16 protein-coding genes are annotated in these 20,396 nt (G+C 63.8%); 7 read left to right on the top strand and 9 right to left on the bottom strand.

Translation table 11 applies throughout. From position 1 onward, the window contains the following. Positions 1–47 precede the first annotated feature (47 nt). Together AC5RTB_RS12985 and AC5RTB_RS12980 are read right to left on the bottom strand one after the other, a co-directional pair. Positions 48–3,461: a S41 family peptidase gene (locus tag AC5RTB_RS12985; protein WP_494061489.1), complete on the bottom strand. Its 3,414-nt coding sequence runs from the start codon at positions 3,459–3,461 to the stop codon at positions 48–50. Positions 3,462–3,493: 32 nt separating this feature from the next. Continuing rightward, positions 3,494–5,206 carry a serine/threonine protein kinase gene (locus tag AC5RTB_RS12980; protein ID WP_494061488.1) on the bottom strand — a complete coding sequence of 571 codons (1,713 nt, stop codon included), beginning with the start codon at positions 5,204–5,206 and terminating at the stop codon, positions 3,494–3,496. 103 nt (positions 5,207–5,309) lie between these two features. On the opposite strand from AC5RTB_RS12980, the gene lipB reads away from it, so the two are divergent. From lipB to AC5RTB_RS12965, 3 genes are all read left to right on the top strand, one after another. After that, positions 5,310–6,032: a lipoyl(octanoyl) transferase LipB gene (gene lipB / locus AC5RTB_RS12975; RefSeq protein ID WP_494061487.1), complete on the top strand. Its 723-nt coding sequence runs from the start codon at positions 5,310–5,312 to the stop codon at positions 6,030–6,032. Then, complete coding sequence (gene lipA, locus AC5RTB_RS12970; RefSeq protein WP_494061486.1) at positions 6,029–7,030, top strand: lipoyl synthase; 1,002 nt, start codon at positions 6,029–6,031, stop codon at positions 7,028–7,030. Before lipB ends, lipA begins: the two co-directional genes overlap by 4 nt. Positions 7,031–7,122: 92 nt before the next feature. Then, positions 7,123–7,896, top strand: coding sequence for a DUF4191 domain-containing protein (locus tag AC5RTB_RS12965; RefSeq protein WP_494061485.1), 774 nt, complete (start codon positions 7,123–7,125; stop codon positions 7,894–7,896). A 49-nt stretch (positions 7,897–7,945) separates the two neighbouring features. Here AC5RTB_RS12965 and AC5RTB_RS12960 read toward each other — a convergent pair whose 3' ends face one another. Beyond that, positions 7,946–8,383, bottom strand: coding sequence for an RDD family protein (locus AC5RTB_RS12960; RefSeq protein ID WP_494061484.1), 438 nt, complete (start codon positions 8,381–8,383; stop codon positions 7,946–7,948). A gap of 307 nt (positions 8,384–8,690) precedes the next feature. Between AC5RTB_RS12960 and glnA the strand changes: the two genes are divergently transcribed. Continuing rightward, positions 8,691–10,115 (top strand): type I glutamate--ammonia ligase, encoded by a 1,425-nt coding sequence (glnA, locus tag AC5RTB_RS12955; protein WP_494061483.1) that lies wholly within the window; start codon positions 8,691–8,693, stop codon positions 10,113–10,115. 64 nt (positions 10,116–10,179) lie between these two features. Here the strand turns inward: glnA and AC5RTB_RS12950 are convergent, their stop codons facing one another. After that, positions 10,180–13,197 carry a bifunctional [glutamine synthetase] adenylyltransferase/[glutamine synthetase]-adenylyl-L-tyrosine phosphorylase gene (locus AC5RTB_RS12950; RefSeq protein WP_494061482.1) on the bottom strand — a complete coding sequence of 1,006 codons (3,018 nt, stop codon included), beginning with the start codon at positions 13,195–13,197 and terminating at the stop codon, positions 10,180–10,182. 18 nt (positions 13,198–13,215) lie between these two features. Beyond that, a complete protein-coding gene (locus AC5RTB_RS12945) occupies positions 13,216–14,556 on the bottom strand; it encodes a glutamine synthetase family protein (RefSeq protein ID WP_494061481.1) in 1,341 nt (446 codons plus the stop codon). Positions 14,557–14,763: 207 nt separating this feature from the next. Here AC5RTB_RS12945 and panB point away from each other — a divergent pair, with 207 nt between their 5' ends. Further along, positions 14,764–15,630 carry a 3-methyl-2-oxobutanoate hydroxymethyltransferase gene (gene panB / locus AC5RTB_RS12940; protein WP_494061480.1) on the top strand — a complete coding sequence of 289 codons (867 nt, stop codon included), beginning with the start codon at positions 14,764–14,766 and terminating at the stop codon, positions 15,628–15,630. Positions 15,631–15,661: 31 nt separating this feature from the next. Here panB and AC5RTB_RS12935 read toward each other — a convergent pair whose 3' ends face one another. Then, complete coding sequence (locus AC5RTB_RS12935) at positions 15,662–15,826, bottom strand: SPOR domain-containing protein (RefSeq protein WP_494061479.1); 165 nt, start codon at positions 15,824–15,826, stop codon at positions 15,662–15,664. A 66-nt stretch (positions 15,827–15,892) separates the two neighbouring features. Here AC5RTB_RS12935 and map point away from each other — a divergent pair, with 66 nt between their 5' ends. Further along, the gene (map, locus tag AC5RTB_RS12930) at positions 15,893–16,771 is read left to right on the top strand and encodes a type I methionyl aminopeptidase (protein WP_494061478.1); all 879 of its coding nucleotides are present in this window, start codon (positions 15,893–15,895) and stop codon (positions 16,769–16,771) included. A gap of 72 nt (positions 16,772–16,843) precedes the next feature. Further along, positions 16,844–17,686 (top strand): polyphosphate--glucose phosphotransferase, encoded by an 843-nt coding sequence (gene ppgK / locus AC5RTB_RS12925; protein WP_494061477.1) that lies wholly within the window; start codon positions 16,844–16,846, stop codon positions 17,684–17,686. Between the two features lie 92 nt (positions 17,687–17,778). Here the strand turns inward: ppgK and nrdR are convergent, their stop codons facing one another. The 3 genes from nrdR to AC5RTB_RS12910 form a co-directional block, all read right to left on the bottom strand. Beyond that, positions 17,779–18,279 (bottom strand): transcriptional regulator NrdR, encoded by a 501-nt coding sequence (gene nrdR / locus AC5RTB_RS12920; protein WP_494061476.1) that lies wholly within the window; start codon positions 18,277–18,279, stop codon positions 17,779–17,781. 173 nt (positions 18,280–18,452) lie between these two features. Further along, positions 18,453–19,805 carry a histidinol dehydrogenase gene (hisD, locus tag AC5RTB_RS12915; protein WP_494061475.1) on the bottom strand — a complete coding sequence of 451 codons (1,353 nt, stop codon included), beginning with the start codon at positions 19,803–19,805 and terminating at the stop codon, positions 18,453–18,455. Positions 19,806–19,862: 57 nt separating this feature from the next. Then, positions 19,863–20,375: a hypothetical protein gene (locus AC5RTB_RS12910; protein WP_494061474.1), complete on the bottom strand. Its 513-nt coding sequence runs from the start codon at positions 20,373–20,375 to the stop codon at positions 19,863–19,865. Positions 20,376–20,396 lie beyond the last annotated feature (21 nt).

The following is a 20,396-nucleotide window of genomic DNA, read 5'->3' as shown; positions in this document are numbered from 1 at the left end:
GGTCACCTTCAGTGGTGACCGGGGCGCCGTCTGCATTGCGTCAGTATTCAGCGTCGGCGCGGGAGCGGCGGCGGAGCAAGGTTCGGATAGTTGTTCCGCACCGGCGGGACGTCCGTAGGCAATTCCTCCAGCATCTCGCGGAGAATACCGACGGCGTGCTCAAGCTGCGGATCCTCCTGGGCGGCATACGCATGCGGTGGGAACGGCACCTCGATATCCGGCTCCACTCCGTAGTTTTCCACACCCCAGTCCACGCCTCCGGTCATCCAGAAGGCATAGCGAGGTTGCGTGACACCGGTACCGTCGGCCAGTTTGAACCGCCCGTCAATTCCGACGACGCCGCCCCACGTCCGCGTACCGATGACGGGGCCGATGCCCCGAAGCTTCGCGACCTGGGTGATTATGTCGCCGTCGGACCCTGCGAACTCGTCCGTGAGGATCACTACGGGGCCACGCGGTGCGTGCGCGGGGTACGTGCCGGGCTGTTCGCCCCGCGGAAGCGACCAGGCCGTGACCTTGCGTCCGATGAGTTCGGCCACGAGTTGTGAGGTGTGTCCGCCGCGGTTGCGACGAACGTCGATGATGAGCCCGTCGCGGGCTGTCTCGCGGTCGAGGTCCCTGTGCAGTTGTGCCCACCCGCGGGCGACCATGTCTGGGATATGGAGGTATCCAAAGCGCTCGCCGGAGGCCTCGTGCACGATCGTGCGGTTCGCGTTCACCCAATTCTGGTAGCGGAGCCGTTCTTCGCTGCGCAGCGGTACGACCGCCACCCTACGCACTGCAGGTAGACCGCCGTCGTCGTGTCTTGCGATCGTTAGCTCGACGGCGCGCCCGCCCGCTCCGGTAAGGAGGACAGACGGGCCAAGTTCGGGCGGGACCGGAACGCCGTCGACCGCCTGGATGATATCTCCGGGTTCCACGGCTACTCCCGGAGCAGCCAGGGGCGCGGCCGCCTGCGGGTCCGACGATTCACCAGCGAAGATGCGGTCCACCCGCCAGCCACGCTCGGACCGGCTGAGCTCGGCACCAAGGAAACCCTGCGCGCCGGCACCCGGCTCGCTGGCAAGTGCCGGGGTGACATAGGCATGGGACGTACCGAGCTCACCATGAAGCTCCCAGAGGACATCCACGAGGTCGTCGTGGGACCCGATGCGATCCAGCAGCGGCCGGTAGCGATCACGCACATCCTCCCAGTCAAGGCCCCCCATGTCCTCGGCCCAGAAAAAGTCCCGCTGCAGACGCCACGCGTCCTCAAAAGCCTGACGCCACACGCTCGGAGGATCGAGCAGGACGCGGATGCGGTTGAGGTCCACAGTGACCCGCTCGGCTGAGTCAGGATCAGCCGGGCCGGACGTCGGCACCGCGGTAACGGCTCCGGCGCGGATGACCACAGCCCGTTTGCCGTCACCGCTGACCTCGAAGGAGTCCACCTCCTGCACCAGCGTTGTCGTTTCGCGCTTGACCATGTCGAAGCGCTCGAGCCGCTTCGCAGGCTCTTTGGCGTCTGTGGTGGCACGGCCGTCTCCGGTGATCCCCATTGTGTCGGCCGCTACCCAGAGCAGCGCGTTCTCGATGGCCCGCAGGCCCTCGTACGACCCCTGCGGCACCGGAACGGGAATAATCCGTTCGGCAAGCCGTTCCGCCGCGACCTCGACGACAGGCCCGGACTCGTTCTTTTCCGCAAGAGGAGCGGGCCGGTCGTGAACAGCCGGTCCGAATGGTGAAGCCGTACCGGCATCAAGAGCCACGAGGAACGGTTTGGTTGAGCTGGGAAAGCTGAGGTCGAAACGGTGGGTGTCATACACGGGATCGAAGCTGCGGTCTGAAAGGAAGGCAATGAACCGGCAGTCGGGCGTGAAAGACGGCGCGTGATCGCGAAAGCGTCCGTCGGTCACGTTGAGGATCTGCGCATCCCTGGCGGCTCGGGCCAGCCGGATGCGGGTGCGTGCTCCCTCGCCCGTTACGGGTTCCGCCCAGACCAGCCACGCGGAGTCGGGAGAGAATGCGAGGTCGTCGATTGCGCCGTGGGACGTCGTCGACAGGGTGAAGAAATCGGCACTCCCCACCTCGTGAATAAGTATTTCGCCCATCTCGCCTGCGACCGCGATGACCTTGCCATCGGGACTCACCGCAAGATTGCTTGCCCTGAACTTCCCCTCAAAGGCAATGCGGGACAGTGCGGCGCTGCCGGCATGATCCTGCGCGACGACGACGGCGGCGTCCGGCGCGCCGGCATCAGCAGTGGGATCCGACTGGGCAGCCTCCTGGTCTCCGCTGGAACCGTCCCGTTGGGTAGCCGGCACGGGCGCCGGCAGACCGTCATCCGCGGTGGGTGCTTCTGGGAGAACCTGACGGTCCGTGGCAGGAAGGTCAACGTCGAACACGTTGCGGATGTACAGCGACTCTTCACCGTCATGGTCAGCGATGTACGCAACCATGTCCTCCCCCACCGGCCTGCCGAGCCGTGCCCGCACACCCGCGGTTGCATCCACGACGCGGGAAGGTCCGTCACGATGGGTAAGCAGGTGAAGAGTTCCATGCGATTCAACGACGCTGGCCCGCCCATCGGCGACCGGAACGGCAGCCGCCAGATGCCGCGCGACGTTGAGCGGCTGTGGTCGCCGACCGGTGGAAGCCGAACCCAGCGTGATTTCCAAAAGCTGCGCATCGGCGTCGAGGTTTTCGAGAAGCCAAAGCGTTCCGGTCGATTCATACACCACGCGACTTCCGTCAGTGCTTGCGTGACGAACGTAGAACTCCTCGCTGTCTGTGTGGCGTCGGAGGTCCTCGCCGTTCGCCCTCACGGAATAGAGGTTGCCGTATCCCTCGTGGTCCGACAGAAACGCTAGCCGCCCGCCAACCCACATGGGATCCGTCAGGTTGCCGTCCAGTTCGGGAAGGAAGCGGCTGAAATCACCGGATCCGTCCGCATCAATCCAGAGCTTGCCCGCGGTGCCCCCGCGGTAGCGCTTCCACCAGGCCTGTTCCCGGGTGATCACGCTGCCGATGACTACAGGGCGCTCGTCCCCGACCGCTTCGCCGTGAACGATCGCGTCGAGGGGGCCATAGGGAACAACGCTGCCCGGGGAACCATCGGCAGGGAGGGTATACGCCCAGGTATGCCGTGGGTCCTCGTGACGGAAGGCGCTCGTTGCGATGATCTGACCGTCCGCGGTGAAACCCTTCACCCTGGTGCTTTGGTGCCCCCAGTAGGTGAGCCGGCGGAAATTTCCGCCGTCGGTATCTGCTGCAACAACCTCGGGGGCAGCTCCCTGTACCACTGTCCACGCGATGGTGGAACCGTCAGGTGAGAACCTCGGACTCCGTACGGGCTGCTGAAGCGCCGATATCCGCCAGGCGCGCCCTCCGGACACGGGAGCAACCCAAATATCGTTTTCTGCTGCGAATGTGACGAGATCACCGGACAGATGCGGATAGCGCAGATAGTGAGAGGGAGCCATTACCCGATCATAACCACACAGGAGGAGGCCTCTCAGACGCCGCCCGGGTTGTGTACTCCGTCGATTTTCCACGTCTCCTCCTGCTTCACGAGTACAAAGACGAGGTCCTGCGGCGTCGAATCGGCGACCTGCCGCACTGCCGCGCCTGTGCTGTCGATCTCCGTGTATCCCGACATGATCACCGTCGCGCTGACGGCTGCAGCGCCGTCCGGAACAGTAATCGAGTCGGTGAGAACCGCCTCCTGAAGGCGGATGGTGAGGCCGTTGAAGACGTGCCCGCGCTCATGCAGCCCCGACAGGAGCTCCCGGTCAGCGTTCATTGCCTCCGATTCGCTGACGTTCACGTGTGACAGCAGACCGGCATCTCCAGTTGTCAGGGCCATTGCTCTCACTGTTGTGAGGGCGGAAAGCGCCTTGACCGGATCCGCGTCTCCCAGCCTTTCCCGCATCTCCGCGGAGAGGTCCATCCCCGGTGCCTGCCCGGGCGAATCACTCTCCGCTCCGGTTCCTGCGTGCTGCTGCGCCGGCTCCCCAAGGTTGCCGCCCTCCCGCGCGTTGCTCGACTCCTCAACAGCTACGGGCTCCTGAGCTGAGTTACCCGTTGATAATCCGGCCGCCTTGAGAAGGTACGGGCCGACCAGCAGCGCTCCGCACAGCACAAGCAGTGCGGCAGCGACGCGGGGCGCCGCTGCACTCCATCGGATGCGTGAACGCCGGCGAATCCGTTCTCTTCGGCGGCCTGCCTCTCGGGGCTCCGGCCTTGGCTCAACCCGCCGCGATATCGGCTTTCCTGAGCGAAACCGCTCGAGAACCGCAGAAAACCGGCGCCGCTTGTTCTCCCCCTGGTTGGCTGAACCGCGCCGGGTAAGCAACTCAGGAAGAACGGCGGGATGCACCGCAGCCACGAGGTCCAGAGGCTGCGGAGCTGCCGAATGCAGGACAGCCTCCGCGACTTCGGCAGCGGAGGGACGATCTTCCGGGTCCTCGTGTAACCCGGCTTCAAGAATGTGGAGCAGTTCCAGGGGTACTTCAGGCACGAGCAAGCTAAGCGGCACTCGATCCCTCGCCCGGCCGGGCGGGCTCCCGGTGAGCGAGTACCAGCCGATCGCAGCGAGCGAGAACACATCGGACGCGAAACCCGAGGTTTGCCCTTCTACGTGTGCTTCTTCACCGAAGCCGGGTGTGCCGGCCGCCGGTACGCCCCCTTCACCGAGAAGACGGCCTACTCCCAGATCAGCGAGCAACGGTTTCCCTTCTGCCGTGAATAACACATTCCCCGGCGACACATCACCGTGCTGAACGTAGGCAGCGTGGAGGTGTGCCAGCGCCTGGCCAATCGGCGCGAGAACGGTTATACATTCGCCGACACTCAATCGCCGGCGAGCAGTCACGAGATTGAGAAGGGAACCCCCGCCGGCGTAGTCCATGAGGATTGCCTGGCCCTGATCGGTGGTGACGACGCCATGGAGCCCAAGGAGGTGGGGGTGGTCCAGTGTGCCCAGTACTGCGCTCTCCCGATTCAGCTGTGCACGTTGCTCTTCCCCGTCTTGGGGGCCTGGGAACACTTTGAGCGCCCTGGCGGCACCTGTGCGCTCCTCCTCGACCAGCCAAACTCGTGAACTTCCGCCAACACCGAGCAGCCTTCCGGTACGGTAGCCGCCGAGTGTGGGGGGCAAGTGTGGATCCGGGCTGCACGTGGCCCCGGCTACCTGCCCTACTGCGGTTTGGCGAAGGAAGTTATCCATGGTCACCAGTCTTGGCCATCACAATTCGCCGTGCAGGAGTTATCCACACCCTCTCCATTCCAGCGAATGTGAGAACACCGCTGGCCGGGTCTACCCTTGAGGAATGACTCTGGAGTTCTCCCGAATCGGATTCGACCCTCACTTCATCGACTACCTCGAAGGATGGGACCGGCAGAAGGCGCTGCATGAATCGGTTGTTGCCGGGACGTCGCCGAGTACCGTTCTCCTCCTCGAGCACTCGCCCGTCTACACCGCGGGCAAAAGAACTGAAGAACACGAAAAGCCTTTCGATGGCACTCCCGTTGTCCCAGTGGACCGGGGCGGCAAACTCACGTGGCACGGACCGGGCCAGTTGGTGGGCTATCCCATCCTTGCCCTTCCCGAACCCACCCGGGTCGCTGACTACGTGGGAATTCTCGAGGATGTCATCATCGCCGTCCTGGGCGACTACGGCATTAAGGGAATTCGGATCGAGGGAAGGTCGGGGGTGTGGCTAGCCGCCGATCACCGCGGACCGGCACGGAAGATCGCTGCCATCGGCATTCGCATCAACCGGCGAGTGACTATGCATGGGTTCGCGATCAACTGCAGCAATGACCTCGCGCCTTTCGCCCAAATCGTGCCCTGCGGCATCACGGACGCCGGGGTAACGAGCATCACCGAGGAACTCGGCCGGACGGTGTTGCCCGCGGACATCGTTTCCAGGATCGAAGAAGAACTGCGCAACAATGAGATGTCACTGGTGCTCGGTGCCGAAGGCAACCCCCCAGTACCCGAGACAGCACAGGCCGTCGCCAACGACCGGCCGGAAGGAGCTTTACTATGAGTCTGGCCCCCGAAGGAAGGCGCCTGCTGCGCGTCGAAGCACGGAACGCCGCTGTTCCGGTCGAGCGCAAGCCTGACTGGATCAAAGCCAAGGTAAATATCGGTCCCGAATTCGTGGCGATGAAGAATCTGGTGAAGAAGGAAGGGCTGCACACCGTCTGCGAGGAAGCAGGGTGTCCCAACATCTTCGAATGCTGGGAGGACAGGGAAGCAACATTCCTGATCGGCGGCTCGGAGTGCACCCGCCGCTGTGACTTCTGCCAGATCGACACCGGACGACCGGCACCTCTTGACCGCAGTGAACCGCTCAAGGTTGCCCAGTCGGTTCAGTCAATGAACCTGCGTTACGCAACGGTCACAGGAGTGGCGCGCGACGACCTCGAGGACGAGGGAGTGTGGCTCTACGCCGAGACCATCCGTCAGATCCATGCGCTCAACCCGGGAACCGGCGTCGAAATCCTGATTCCTGACTTCTCGGGCAATCCGGAACACATCACCGGGATCTGTGACGCACGACCGGAAGTGTTCGCGCACAACGTGGAGACGGTGCCCCGCATCTTCAAGCGCATTCGTCCCGCGTTCCGTTACGAGCGCTCGCTCGACGTGATCACACAGGGCAGGGATCAGGGCATGGTCACGAAGTCCAACCTGATTCTCGGAATGGGCGAGACCCGCGCCGAGATCTCGGAAGCGCTCCGAGACCTGCACGCTGCCGGATGCGATCTGATCACGATCACCCAGTACCTGCGCCCAAGCGAACGGCACCTTCCGGTGGACCGCTGGGTCAAGCCGCAGGAATTCGTGGAGCTTCAGCAGGAGGCAGACGAGATCGGCTTCCTGGGCGTGATGAGCGGCCCCTTGGTCCGATCCTCCTACCGCGCGGGCCGGCTCTGGGCACGGGCGATGCGGAAGAAGGGTCTCGAGCTGCCGCCGGAGTTGGCCCATATCGAGGACTCGGGAAGCACCCTCCAGGAAGCGTCCAGCCTCCTCGCCGGGTAATACGGCAACAGCTGATCCATCACTTCATCGGACGTTCGCGCCAACGCGCGGACGTCCGATGCGCGTTGGGCATCCCGTAGACTTAACGCACTATGGCCAACAGTACTGACAACAGTTCCAGCACTCCTTTCGACGCTGACGGATCGAAGCGACGGCGCCGTCCTTTCTCGCGTAAACCGAAGGCGGACAAGCCCCCGAAGAAGCCGGGGACATTCAAGCGCATCGGTGAGGTGTTCGCGATGACGCGGCGCAATGATCCGAACGTGGTCTGGATCATGTTGCTGGCCTTCCTGTCCGTGATTGCCGTTGGACTCCTCGTAGGATTCCTGATCAACAACGTCATCACGATGCTCATCATTGCCATCCCGCTGGCATTCCTGGCTGCGCTCTTCATCCTATCCAGGCGCGCCGAACGCGCCGCCTTCGCGCAGATCGAGGGAAAGCCCGGAGGTGCAGGAGCTGCCCTTAGTGTGTTGCGCCGTGGCTGGATCCTGAAGGATGAACCGGTCGCGGTGAACGCCCGCACCCAGGACGCAGTCTTCCGCGCCATCGGACGCCCCGGGATCGTCCTCGTAGCCGAAGGTCCGATCAGCCGCGTCAAGCCGCTGGTCAACGCGGAGCGGGTCAAGATGAACAGGGTCGTCCCTGGTGTCCCGGTCCACGTGGTGCACGCCGGCAAAGGCGAAGGCCAGGTTCCCCTGCAGCGTCTCTCCAAGACGCTGCAGAAGATGAAGAAAAACCTCACCAAACAGGAAGTGTCCGCCGTCGACAAGCGTCTTAGCGCGCTTGCAACACGGATGCCTATCCCCAAGGGCGTCGACCCGTTCAAGGCGCGCCCAGACCGCAAGGCAGCCAGGGGCCGCTAGATGAGCGCGCCGGTACGCTTGATCCGCACCGGCCAAATTCGCATCATCGCTAGATCCGCACCAGCACCGTGCCGACGGCTCGGTCATGCAATCCGCGCTGATCCTCATCGAAAACCACCGCGGGAATCACCAGGCAGATCAAAAGCGTGCGCACAATGGCGGCGCCGAGTCCGGCTGGCTTGCCTGCCAGTCTCTGTACCTGCATGCCGAAGGCGCGGTGCCCAATGCTGTATCCGAGTGTGCCGACGAGTAGCATCTGTTCGAGCGCGAAAATGCCGAGCGTTGCAAAGCTGTCGTAGTTGAAGAATGCTGCGGAGATCAGGCTGCACAGCGCCCAATCGACTAAAAGCGCACCCAGCCTGCGTCCCGGGCGTGCAATCGACCCGGCGCCGTCCCTCGGCCTGCCGAGGCGCTGACCCGGCCAGTGGCCTTCACCGCGCGACGGCGGCCCTTCCAGCCAGGAACTGATGTCTCTGCGGTCTATCACCCTTCCACTCTACCTGCGTGCCCTGGCCGCCCCGAGGGCACTCGAGCGGACACCCGCCCGGGCCGCATGCCCGCGGCAACCCGTGGTGTGCGTGAGAGTCGAGGAGAGACCGATAGGGTAGAACACGAGCACCGATGCGTGGCGGCCCACTTAAGTTACATGCCGGAAACATTTGCGACACCAGTGGGTAACTGCGCATTCATAGTGTGGAGGCTGTTGCGACCGCAGCAGGTAAAGCCTTGCGGCGTTCCCCCGCGCTACCGGCCCCGGTCGCTCTCCCCCGAATATGCGTTAGGAGCATAATCCGATGTTCAAAAATGCGGACGAAGTCCTCAAGTACATCGCCGACGAAGATGTGAAGTTTGTCGATATTCGTTTCACCGATCTTCCAGGCGTGCAGCAGCACTTCAACGTCCCTGCGAAGTCCGTCGATGCTGACTTCTTCATCCACGGCCAGCTGTTCGACGGATCGTCAATCCGCGGCTTCCAGGGCATCGCGGAATCCGACATGCAGCTGATTCCGGACGTTACCACCGCATTCATCGACCCGTTCCGGATCGAAAAGACCCTTGCGTTGAACTTCTCCATTGTGAATCCCCGCACCGGTGACCCTTACCACCGCGATCCGCGTGGCGTTGCCGAGCGTGCGGAGGCCTACCTGGCATCGACTGGCATCGCGGACACCGCGTTCTTCGCTCCCGAGGCAGAGTTCTACATCTTCGAGAACATCCAGTACGAGTCCAGCCCGCAGGGCAGCTTCTACAAGGTCGACTCGATCGAAGCGCCATGGAACAGCGGCCGTGAGGAAGTCGGCGGCAACCTCGGCAACAAGACCCCGTTCAAGGGCGGCTACTTCCCCGTCGCTCCCGTGGACAAGCAGGCTGACCTCCGCGACGCCATCTGCGTTGAGCTGGATGCCGTCGGTCTTGAGGTTGAGCGTTCGCACCACGAAGTCGGTGGTGCAGGTCAGGCCGAGATCAACTACAAGTTCACCACTATGGTGCACGCTGCAGATGACCTGCAGAAGTTCAAGTACATCGTGAAGAACGTCACCAACGCCTGGGGGAAGTCAGCGACGTTCATGCCCAAGCCGATCTTCGGCGACAACGGGTCCGGCATGCACTGCCACCAGTCGCTGTGGAGCAACGGTGAGCCGCTGTTCTACGACGAGCGTGGGTACGCCGGTCTGTCCGACCTCGCACGCTGGTACATCGGCGGCGTCCTGAAGCACGCTTCGGCTGTCCTCGCCTTCACCAACCCGACGGTCAACTCGTACCGCCGCCTGGTCAAGGGCTTCGAGGCCCCCGTCAACATGGTGTACTCGCAGGGTAACCGCTCAGCCGGCATCCGTATCCCGATCACCGGTTCGAACCCGAAGGCAAAGCGCATCGAGTTCCGCGCTCCGGATCCGTCGTCCAACCCTTACCTGGCCTTCGCGGCGCAGCTGATGGCGGGTCTTGACGGAATCAAGAACCGAATCGAGCCGGCGGACCCGATCGACAAGGACCTCTACGAGCTCCCGGCCGAGGAGGCCAAGGACATCCAGAAGGCTCCCGGTTCCCTCGAGGAAGCGCTCCTCGCTCTGGAAGCCGATAACGAGTTCCTTCAGGCCGGCGGTGTATTCACCCAGGACCTGATCGACACCTGGATCGCGTACAAGCGCGAAGTGGAGATCACCCCGCTCGCCCTACGCCCGAACCCCTATGAGTTCGAGCTGTACTACGGCGTCTAAGAACCGATAACAGCGAAGGGTCGCATTCCGGTGCGGCCCTTCTGCTGTTTAAGGTGCGACGGCGTCAGTCGCCGTAACCGTAGAAGTAGCGCTCGAAGATCGCGCGGCTCCGGCGTGTCAGCCGCAGATAGTCCTCTTCAAGCTGTGTCCCTTTCCCCGGTCCATAACCGCACCAGCGGGCCACCGCTTCGAGGTCGCGACGGGAGGACGGCAGCACATCGGACTGTTTGCCGCCCCACACCGTGTTTGCTGCCCTCACACGGGTGGCCAGCCGCCAGCTCGCACGCAGGGTGGCGACGTCGTCGGCCGGAAGAAGACCGTGCGCCTCCGCCGCCTCCATCGCCTCAAGGGTCGAGGTGGTCCGCAGGGCGGGTATACCGCGGGCGTGCTGCAGCTGCTGGAGCTGGACGAGCCACTCAACGTCGCTCAACCCTCCTCTGCCCAGCTTCAGATGGCGCGATGGATCCGCTCCGCGTGGCAACCGTTCGGATTCCATGCGCGCCTTGATGCGCCGTATCTCACGCAGATCGGCATCCGTGACGTCCCGCTCGTAGCGCAGCGGGTCAATGAGCCGCACAAAGTCGGCGGCAAGCTGATCATTGCCTGCCATGGGCAGTGCGCGCAGCAGTGCCTGTGACTCCCACACCAGCGACCAGCGCCGGTAGTACTCACGGAAGGACTCCAGGGAGCGCACCATGGGCCCCTGCTTGCCCTCGGGCCTCAGGTCAGCGTCCACCTCGAGGACCCGTTCTGCAAGGATCGGCGGCGTGCAGGGTTGCTGTAGGAGCTGGCGCAGCTGACCGACAATCTTCTCGGCCTGGGTCTGCGCGGCCGCAGGGTCGGCTCCGTCGCGTGGCCGGTGCACATACATGACATCGGCGTCGGATCCATAGGTGATCTCACGTCCACCCTGGCGTCCCATGGCGATAACGACCACGTCGGTCAGCGGCTCCTCCCCGGCGTACACCTCGGCTTCGGCTACGTTGAGCGCACCGAGAACGGCCGCCCGATCGGCGTCCGCCAGTGCCGGACCGACATCCTCCTGCGTCAGTAACCCGGAGCTGTCCGCAATGGCGATCCGCAGGATCTCGCGACGCCGGATCAACCGGATGAGGCGCATCGCCTCCTTCGGTGCGGGGTGGCGGGACATCTTTGACTGGATTTCCTGCCATTGAGCCTCGAATGGCAGCGGCAGCAGCTTTTCGTCGGAACCAAGCCACTTCGTCGATTCAGGAGAGACCTCGAGCAGGTCGGTGATGAATCGACTCGAGGAGAGAATGTGACACAAGCGCTCGGCTGCAGCCCTGGAGTCCCTGAGCATCCCCAGGTACCAGTGTGTCTCGCCCAGTGACTCGCTGAGGCGCCGGAAGCCGAGCAAGCCGGCGTCCGGGTCCACGCCGTCAGCGAGCCAGTCAAGCAACACTGGCAGCAGCTGTCGCTGCAACGCCGACCGACGGCTGATTCCAGTGGTCAATGCCTCAATATGGCGCATCGCTCCGCGCGGATCGAGATAGCCGAGTGCCGCGAGCCGGGCGTGGGCGGCTTCCGGCGTCAGACGGACCTCGTCAGCGCTGAGGTTTGCCGCGGCGTTCAGCAGCGGCCGGTAGAAGATCGCTTCATGCAACCGCCGCACAAGCCGTTTGGTCTGCTGCCACTGTTCGGTGAGCGCAGCCGCCGTCGGGCGTGTATCCAGCAGCGAGCTGGCCGAGGATTTCGCCAGCGCCTTCAGGCTCGCTTCATCCTCAGGCATGAGGTGGGTGCGGCGCATCTGAACGAGCTGGATGCGGTGTTCAAGGACACGGAGGAACCGGTAGGCCTCGTCGAATTCCCGGGCATCCCGCCGACCGATATAGCCCGCCGAACTCAGCGCTGCTATTGCTGCCGTGGTGGCTCGGGTACGGATTGACTCGTCAACTTTCCCGTGGACCAGCTGCAGCAACTGCACAGTGAACTCGACATCCCGCAATCCGCCTGCGCCCAGCTTCAGCTGGCGGTTGACCTCGTGGGACGGGATATTGTCGGTGACCCGCCGTCTCATCCCCTGCACCGACTCCACGAAACCTTCACGTTCCGACGACGTCCAGACAAGATCGGATACCGCCGCAGCATAACGAGCGCCCAGTGCCGGATCTCCTGCGATGGGACGGGCCTTGAGCAGCGCCTGGAACTCCCAGGTCTGGGCCCAGCGCGCGTAGTACATCAGATGCGAGTCGAGAGTGCGGACGAGAGGACCGTCCTTGCCCTCGGGACGCAGGTTGGCGTCAACCTCCCAGAGCCCCGGTTCCCGGCCAGCCGAGGTCACCGCGCGCGAAATGCCCGCCGCAAGGCTTGTCCCGATGCGGACGGCGGTGTCCTCTCCCAGGTCGTCCGCCTCAATGACATAGATGACGTCGACGTCAGAGATATAGTTGAGCTCGCCTGCCCCGCATTTGCCCATCCCGATCACGGCCAGCCGGACAGACGCGACATCCTCGGCCCGGAAGGTGCCCTCGAGTTCCACGCGTGCGACGGCGAGAGCCGCTTCGAGTGCCGCTGCCGCAAGGTCGGCGAGTTCCTGCCCGACGGCTGGAAGGAAATCGGTCGGCGACGCCGCACCAAGGTCGCGGATGGCCAGTTCAGTGAGATGACGGCGGTAGCGCGTTCGCAGGGCGCGGTACGCTTCCTCTCCCGTCTGAACGGCTATGGGATTACTGTCCCGCGCGTCTGCACCGACGGAATCCAGCAGGGAAGTCCGCAGCGATGCTGCGTCCACCTGTCCGGGTTCAGCGCTGGTCCTTACCCGAACCACGTCGGCGTGCTCCGGATGACGCATGAGGAACTCCGCGAGAGCTTCGGAGGCTCCGAGCAGGCGGAACAGCGCCTCCGGGCCAGCGTCGTCCTCCTGCACCAGGTCGCGGATCCCGGGCTGGACCGCGAGCAGACGCACGAGGGACTGGAGCGCAAGGTCGGGATTCGCGGCATGGGCGAGCCCTGCGAAGAGCCTGTCCTCGGGGATATCGCGAAGTTCGGCAGCGGCGAGGAAGCGGCTGCTCTTATCGAGGTCCGTGAATCCTCTGCTGATCAGTTCCCTGTTCAGGCTCATATACCGCCTCTTTCGCGACTAAAGGATCCCGAGGTTACGCCTCAGTTCGTAAGGGGTCACCTGGATCCGGTAGTCATGCCACTCGGCACGTTTGTTGCGGAGGAAATTTTCATACACCTGCTCGCCGAGGATTTCGGCAACCAGTTCGGAATCCTCCATGGCACGGACGGCGTCGTGCAGGCTGGCCGGCAGCGGGTCGTGGCCCATTGCACGCCGTTCCGCTGCTGTCAGGCTCCAGACATCGTCTTCGGCTGCGGGCGGCAGGTCGTACCCCTCTTCAATACCCTTCAGGCCCGCACCGAGCAGCACGGAGTAGGCGAGGTAAGGGTTGGTGGCCGAGTCTATGCCTCGGTACTCGATGCGGGCGGACTGGCCCTTGTTCGGCTTGTACAGCGGGACCCGTACGAGGGCAGAGCGGTTGTTGTGTCCCCAGGACAGGTAGCTCGGTGCTTCGCCGCCGCCCCACAGACGCTTGTAGGAGTTGACGAACTGGTTGGTGACTGCGGTGAATTCAGGTGCGTGGTGCAGGATTCCCGCGATGAACTGCCGCGCGGTTTTCGAGAGCTGGAACTCCGCGCCCGCTTCGAAGAATGCATTGGTGTCGCCCTCGAACAGTGAGAAGTGCGTATGCATGCCCGAGCCCGGGTGGTCGGAGAAAGGCTTGGGCATGAAGGTTGCGTAGCTGTCCTGCGTCAGCGCCACCTCCTTGATCACCGTGCGGAACGTCATGATGTTGTCAGCGGTCTGCAGCGCGTCAGCGTAGCGGAGGTCGATCTCGTTCTGTCCCGGACCGCCCTCATGGTGGCTGAACTCGACGGAGATGCCGACTGATTCGAGCATTGCAACGGCGGTGCGCCGGAAGTCCTGGGCAACCCCGCCGGGCACGTGGTCGAAGTATCCCGCCTGATCTACGGGAACGGGCTGGCCGTCCGGGCCGAGCTCGTCCGACTTGAGCAGGTAGAACTCGATTTCGGGGTGGGTGTAGCACGTGAAGCCCATGTCGGCGGCCTTGGCCAGGGTCCGCTTCAATACCCCACGCGGATCGGCCGACGACGGCTGGCCGTCGGGAGTGAGGATGTCGCAAAACATCCGGGATGTCTGCTCTTTCTCACCGCGCCACGGAAGAATCTGGAAGGTGGATGGATCGGGCTGGGCGAGCATGTCGGACTCAAAGACCCGCGCGAGCCCTTCGATCGAGGATCCGTCAAAGCCGAGGCCCTCCTCGAACGCACCCTCTACCTCTGCCGGCGCGAGCGCCACCGACTTCAGCGAGCCAACGACATCGGTGAACCACAGCCGTACGAAACGGACGTCACGTTCCTCGATGGTGCGTAGGACGAACTCCTGCTGACGATCCATTCCAACCTCTTTCCCACTTCACAGCTTTTCCCACTGCCCGTCGGTCGATACGACCTCCCGCAAAACCGGAGCGTCTGCTCCGCAGTCCGCTGCTCACTTTACTGACAATGCCACGTCAACGCGGGAACCTCGTCCCCGGAACTGCACGCCATACAGTATGGGGGGCTTGTGTTACGTCGGCGTTACCCGTGAAGTAGGCTCGTGGTCATGAATTCCGCGGAAATCCCAGCCCCCTACGGCGCCGGATCGCTGCCCGGCAGCACGCCGTCGTCCCCGCCGGCGGCCCGAATTCGGACCCATCATCTGCAGGCCGCGAAGGACGAGGGTCGGCGGTTTGCCATGCTCACTGCCTACGACCAGTACGCTGCCGAGATCTTCGATGCAGCCGGTATCGAGGTGCTGCTTATCGGGGACTCGGCGGCGAACAATGTACTGGGCCACGCCACCACGCTGCCGATCACTCTCGATGAGATGATCCTGTTCTCACGCGCAGTAACGAGGGGGGCGAGCCGCGCGCTTGTGGTCGCGGACCTCCCTTTCGGGAGCTACGAGGTTTCTCCTGAGCAGGGCGTCGAATCGTCTGTCCGTCTGATGAAGGAAGGACTCGTGCACGCCGTGAAGATGGAGGGTGGAGCCCATTACGCGGACACCGTGCGCGCCATCGTCCGCGCAGGTATACCCGTCATGGCTCATGTGGGCTTCACGCCGCAGAGCGAGCATTCACTGGGCGGCTACCGGGTCCAGGGCAGGGGCGAGGCCAGGCGGCAGGTGATCGACGACGCCATTGCCCTCACCGAAGCGGGAGCCTTCTGTGTGCTGATGGAAATGGTGCCCGCCGACGTGGCGGCTGAAGTTGACCGTACGGTCAGTGTGCCGACCATCGGTATCGGGGCGGGTTCGGCAACCACCGGGCAGGTGCTCGTGTGGCAGGACATGGCCGGTATACGCTCGGGCAAACAGGCCAAGTTCGTCAAACAGTTCGCGGATGTCCGCTCCGTCCTCGCCAATGCCGCACGTGCTTACGGCGACGAGGTGCGCGACGGGAGTTTTCCCGGCCCGGAGCACAGCTTCTAGGCAGCACCCCTTTCAGGGGGTCCGCAGCGCGCTATTCCTCGTCCTGCGCCTCCCATGCCCGGTTGCGCTCCTGCACCTTCTCCAAAGCCCGCTCCGCTTCCGCGCGTGTGGGGTATGGACCAATGAGCTGGCTCCAGTCGGACTGTGCGTCCTCTTCAACCTCGTGGGTTTGAATGTTGTACCAGTACTCCACCATCGCGGCCCTCCTTAGTCTTACTTTCACTTTCGGCTCCGGTGGTTCCACACCGATAGGATCTAGGGTATGCCCCACCATTCCTCCACCGCACCCGTTGGCACGCTCACGCAGGGGAACCTCAGCCCTCCCCGCAAGGTGCCGTCGTCGATCCAGCGCCCGGAGTACGTGGGCCGGCCGAGTCCCGCCAAGTTCGAAGGGTCTGAGGTCAAGTCACCTGAAACGATCGAGCGCATCCGCCGTGCGGGCAGGATTGCAGCACAGGCCATTCAGGAGGTCGGCCGCCACATCAAGCCGGGCGTCACCACGGATGAGCTCGACGCAATCGGGCACCAGTTCATCATCGACCAGGGGGCCTACCCGTCCACGCTCGGGTACCGCGGGTTCCCGAAGTCGCTGTGCTCCTCGCTCAATGAGGTCATCTGTCACGGAATTCCGGACTCGACTGTGCTTTCCGACGGCGACATCATCAACATTGACATCACCGCCTACCTTGACGGTGTGCACGGGGACACCAACTACACGTTCCTGGTCGGCGAGGTGGACGAAGAATCGCGGCTGCTGGTCGAGCGCACCCAGGAGTCCCTGAACCGGGCCATCAAGGTGGTTGCGCCCGGACGCGAAATAAACGTCATTGGCCGCGCCATTGAGTCCTACGCGAAGAGGTTCGGCTACGGTGTTGTGCGGGACTTCACAGGTCACGGAGTCGGCGAAGCCTTCCACACGGGGCTGATCATTCCGCACTACGATGCTGCGCCGGCCTACAACCGGATCATCGAACCCGGAATGGTGTTCACCATCGAACCCATGCTTACCCTCGGAACCATCGAGTGGGACATGTGGGCCGATGACTGGACCGTGGTGACCAAGGACCGCAAGCGCACCGCCCAGTTCGAGCACACGCTCGTGGTGACCGAGACCGGCGCCGATGTGTTGACGCTCCCCTAGCAAGACCCAGCAGCACCTGCGCGCGCCACTCGATGCGCGCCGAACACACCCGAAAACGATCCTTGGAGAATCATGGGCAAGAACAGCGACAAGAAGAAGGACGGCAGGAAGCTGCCCTCCACAGTTATCGGTATTGATATCGGCGGCACCGGCATCAAGGGCGGCATTGTGGACCTGGCCGCAGGGGTGATTCTGGGCGATCGATTCCGTGTGGAGACGCCGCGGCCGGCCACACCGGAGGCGGTCGCCGTCGTCGTCGCCGACATCGTCGCCGAGCTGTCCACGCGAGAAGGTGCGCCGCCGCAGTCACTGCCGATCGGAGTGACCTTCCCGGCGATCATCCAGCACGGTGTTGCACGCTCAGCAGCCAACGTCGACGACAGCTGGATCGACACCGACGTTGATGCCCTTTTCACCAGGGTCCTTGGCCGTGATGTACACGTCATCAATGATGCGGACGCCGCCGGTCTGGCAGAGGTCCAGTACGGTGCGGGCAAGGGCGTCAACGGTACGGTCCTTGTGATCACCCTCGGCACCGGCATAGGTTCGGCCTTCATTTTCGACGGCAAGCTCGTTCCGAATGCGGAGCTCGGGCACCTTGAAATTGACGGACACGACGCCGAAACCCAGGCATCAGCCGTTGCCCGCGAACGACTCGGGCTGGACTGGGAGGAGTACTCGGTCAAGCTGCAGCGCTACTTCTCCCACGTCGAGTTCCTGTTCTCGCCTGAACTCTTCATTGTGGGTGGCGGCATTTCCAAGCGCAGCAAGGACTTCCTGCCCAACCTCTCGCTGCGTACGCCCATCATCCCTGCAGAGCTGCGGAACCATGCAGGCATTGTGGGAGCAGCACTGCAGGCGGCGCTTCACTTCAAGAGCGAGCCCGTCGAGGCACAGCCCATCGAAGTGAAGTAACGCAGACGGCCGTCGTTCCAGGGGCCTGAAGAACAGGGCATTGTTGGTGCCGGTGGTGGCAGCGGCTTCCCCTCCGCGGCCACCACCGGAGATCAGGTGGCCGTGAGCGGCCGTTGTGTGCCGGCGGGAACCTTACCCGCCGCGTTCTCCGCTTCGCGGCGGAGTTTCTCGATTGCCTTCTCGAAGTCCTCAAGGGAGTCGAAGCCCTGGTACACGCTGGCGAAGCGAAGGTAGGCTACCTGGTCCAGCTTCTGGAGCGGCCCGAGGATGGCCAGGCCCACCTCGTGGGCATCAATTTCTGCGACTCCGCTGGCACGGATCGACTCCTCGACTTCCTGCGCCAGAAGGGCCAGGTCATCTTCCGTGACCGGACGGCCCTGACATGCCTTGCGCACGCCGCTGATTACCTTGCTCCTGCTGAACGGCTCGGCTACTCCCGAACGCTTGATGACCGCCAGGCTGGTGGTCTCCACCGTCGTGAACCGCTTGCCGCATTCGGGGCACTGCCGACGACGACGAATCGCTGATCCGTCATCGGTCAACCGGCTGTCCACGACGCGGGAGTCGGCACTGCGGCAGAACGGACAGTACATGCCACACCTCGTCTCAGCTCAGCCCGATTCACCGTTTGATCGGATAACAGACGGCCTTGGAGCCTTGCCGTCCAACTCATTCTAGAACTAGATGTAGTGAAACTACAACAGTGTTATTACTACATGTAGTGGTCGCAGTGCTCGCCGAAAACCAGGGTTATCTACTGGAATGCTCAGGGGAAGCGGACACGCACTGCATCGCCGTGTCCAGGCAGGTCCTCCGCCTGTGCAAGCTGGACGACGTGTTCGCTGACCTCGCGCAGTGCGTCGGCACTGTAGTCGATGACCTGCATGGCGCGCAGAAAAGTAAACACGCTCAGCCCCGAAGCGAACGCCGCTGTGCCGGCAGTAGGCAGGACGTGGTTGGAGCCCGCGCAGTAGTCGCCGAGGCTCACAGGGCTGTAATCACCCACGAACACGGCCCCGGCATTACGTATGCGGGCAGCAACCGCTGACGCCGCTGCTGTGTGGATCTCGAGGTGCTCGGCAGCGTACGCGTCACACACCGCGATCCCGTGATCGACGTCATCCACCAGGATGGTACCGGACTGCGGCCCGGCCAGGGCTGTCTCCACGCGCTCGCGGTGCCGCGTCGACTCGACCTGGACCGACAGCTCCGCGCGCACCGCGGCCGCAAGCTCAGCCGAGGGGGTAATCAGAACCGATGCGGCGTTCGGGTCGTGCTCCGCCTGGCTGATGAGGTCAGCAGCGACGAGCCGGGGCTGTGCCGTCTCATCCGCCAGCACAGCGATCTCCGTGGTGCCGGCTTCGGCGTCGATACCGACGACGCCCTTGACCAGCCGCTTCGCCGTGGCAACGTAGATGTTCCCTGGCCCGGTGACAACGTCCACCGGCTCGATCGCGTCACGGCCGTCGTCGCCAGCCACTCCGTAGGCGAAGGAAGCAATGGCCTGTGCACCGCCGATTCCGTACACCTCGTCGACGCCCAACAGCTCAGCGGCCGCCAGGATCACGGGGTGGGGCAATCCGTCGAAGTCCTTGTGCGGTGGCGAGGCCAGTGCGATGGATTCTACGCCGGCGGCCTGCGCGGGCACTACATTCATGATGACCGACGACGCCAGCACTGCGAGACCGCCGGGGACGTAGAGTCCGACCCTGCCCACCGGCACCCAGCGCTGGGTGAGTGTTGCGCCGGGGCGGATGTCGACGCCAATGTCATCGGGCTTCTGTGCCAGTGCGAAGGTCCGAGCACGGGCAATTGATTCCTCCAGCGCCGCGCGTACGTCCGGCGCAAGTGTCCGGAGAGCTTCACTCAGCGCTTCCGCCGGAACCCGCGGATGGATCTGGTCAACACCATCGAACCGCTGTGTTAGGTCGCTGAGCGCGTCGAACCCGCGAGTGCGGACGTCGGCGATGATGCCTTCGACGCTCGAGGCGACGGAATCAAAAGACGCGGTGGTGCTCCGCGGCATGGCGGCCCTCAGCTCAGCTGCGGACAGATGCGTTCCGCGAAGATCGATAGTGCGGAAGGCGTCATAGGAAACGGGGGCGGTCTGAGCAGTCACAGCCGCAATTCTACCGGCGCCCGCCTTTGCTCCTGCCCACTTCCACGTCCGAACGTTTTACGGCTTCTGCCGAACGAGCAGCAGAGCGAGCAGTGAGGACAGGAAAACCACCAAGGCTGCCGCCGCCGGCCAGATCATTGCCACCCCCAGGGAACGCAGGACAAAGGGGAACTCGGTATCTCCACCCGAGAACAGTGATCCGAGCCCCTGCCCCACCGCAACGGCCAGGACAGAACCCAACACGCTTCCTGCGACGGCGGCGCACACGCGTTGCCACGCCCCGGGGAAGTCCACCCGGTTGGCCAGCAGCCACCCGACGACGACGCCGGCCACAAGTTCCAGACCGCCCAGCACCAGATCGCGGACCAGCCAGGTCTCGGCCGTGGCGCGGTCGCCGTAGAGTGCTCCGCCAGGTGCAGCGACCCACCAGAGCACACCAAGGACAGGGCCCAGCAGTGTCATGGCCGCGGCCCACCAGAGCAGAGACGACGGCGGTACAGGCGTCTGGGTGGCGGGACCGGCATAGACGGGTGGCGGATAAGTACCCGGCTCCGCGGTTGATTCCTGCATCTATTTACTCTAACCGGGCAG

Source organism: Arthrobacter sp. M71 S08, from assembly GCF_059089725.1.
Note: the sequence above shows the minus strand (reverse complement) of the source record. Positions and strands in the feature narration are given on the sequence as shown.

Coding starts and splice junctions, on each gene's coding strand:
- AC5RTB_RS12985 (WP_494061489.1), bottom strand. CDS start 3,461: ATGGCTCCCTCTCACTATCTGCGCTATCCGCATCTGTCCGGTGATCTC.
- AC5RTB_RS12980 (WP_494061488.1), bottom strand. CDS start 5,206: ATGGATAACTTCCTTCGCCAAACCGCAGTAGGGCAGGTAGCCGGGGCC.
- lipB (WP_494061487.1), top strand. CDS start 5,310: ATGACTCTGGAGTTCTCCCGAATCGGATTCGACCCTCACTTCATCGAC.
- lipA (WP_494061486.1), top strand. CDS start 6,029: ATGAGTCTGGCCCCCGAAGGAAGGCGCCTGCTGCGCGTCGAAGCACGG.
- AC5RTB_RS12965 (WP_494061485.1), top strand. CDS start 7,123: ATGGCCAACAGTACTGACAACAGTTCCAGCACTCCTTTCGACGCTGAC.
- glnA (WP_494061483.1), top strand. CDS start 8,691: ATGTTCAAAAATGCGGACGAAGTCCTCAAGTACATCGCCGACGAAGAT.
- AC5RTB_RS12950 (WP_494061482.1), bottom strand. CDS start 13,197: ATGAGCCTGAACAGGGAACTGATCAGCAGAGGATTCACGGACCTCGAT.
- AC5RTB_RS12945 (WP_494061481.1), bottom strand. CDS start 14,556: ATGGATCGTCAGCAGGAGTTCGTCCTACGCACCATCGAGGAACGTGAC.
- panB (WP_494061480.1), top strand. CDS start 14,764: ATGAATTCCGCGGAAATCCCAGCCCCCTACGGCGCCGGATCGCTGCCC.
- AC5RTB_RS12935 (WP_494061479.1), bottom strand. CDS start 15,826: ATGGTGGAGTACTGGTACAACATTCAAACCCACGAGGTTGAAGAGGAC.
- map (WP_494061478.1), top strand. CDS start 15,893: ATGCCCCACCATTCCTCCACCGCACCCGTTGGCACGCTCACGCAGGGG.
- ppgK (WP_494061477.1), top strand. CDS start 16,844: ATGGGCAAGAACAGCGACAAGAAGAAGGACGGCAGGAAGCTGCCCTCC.
- nrdR (WP_494061476.1), bottom strand. CDS start 18,279: ATGTACTGTCCGTTCTGCCGCAGTGCCGACTCCCGCGTCGTGGACAGC.
- AC5RTB_RS12910 (WP_494061474.1), bottom strand. CDS start 20,375: ATGCAGGAATCAACCGCGGAGCCGGGTACTTATCCGCCACCCGTCTAT.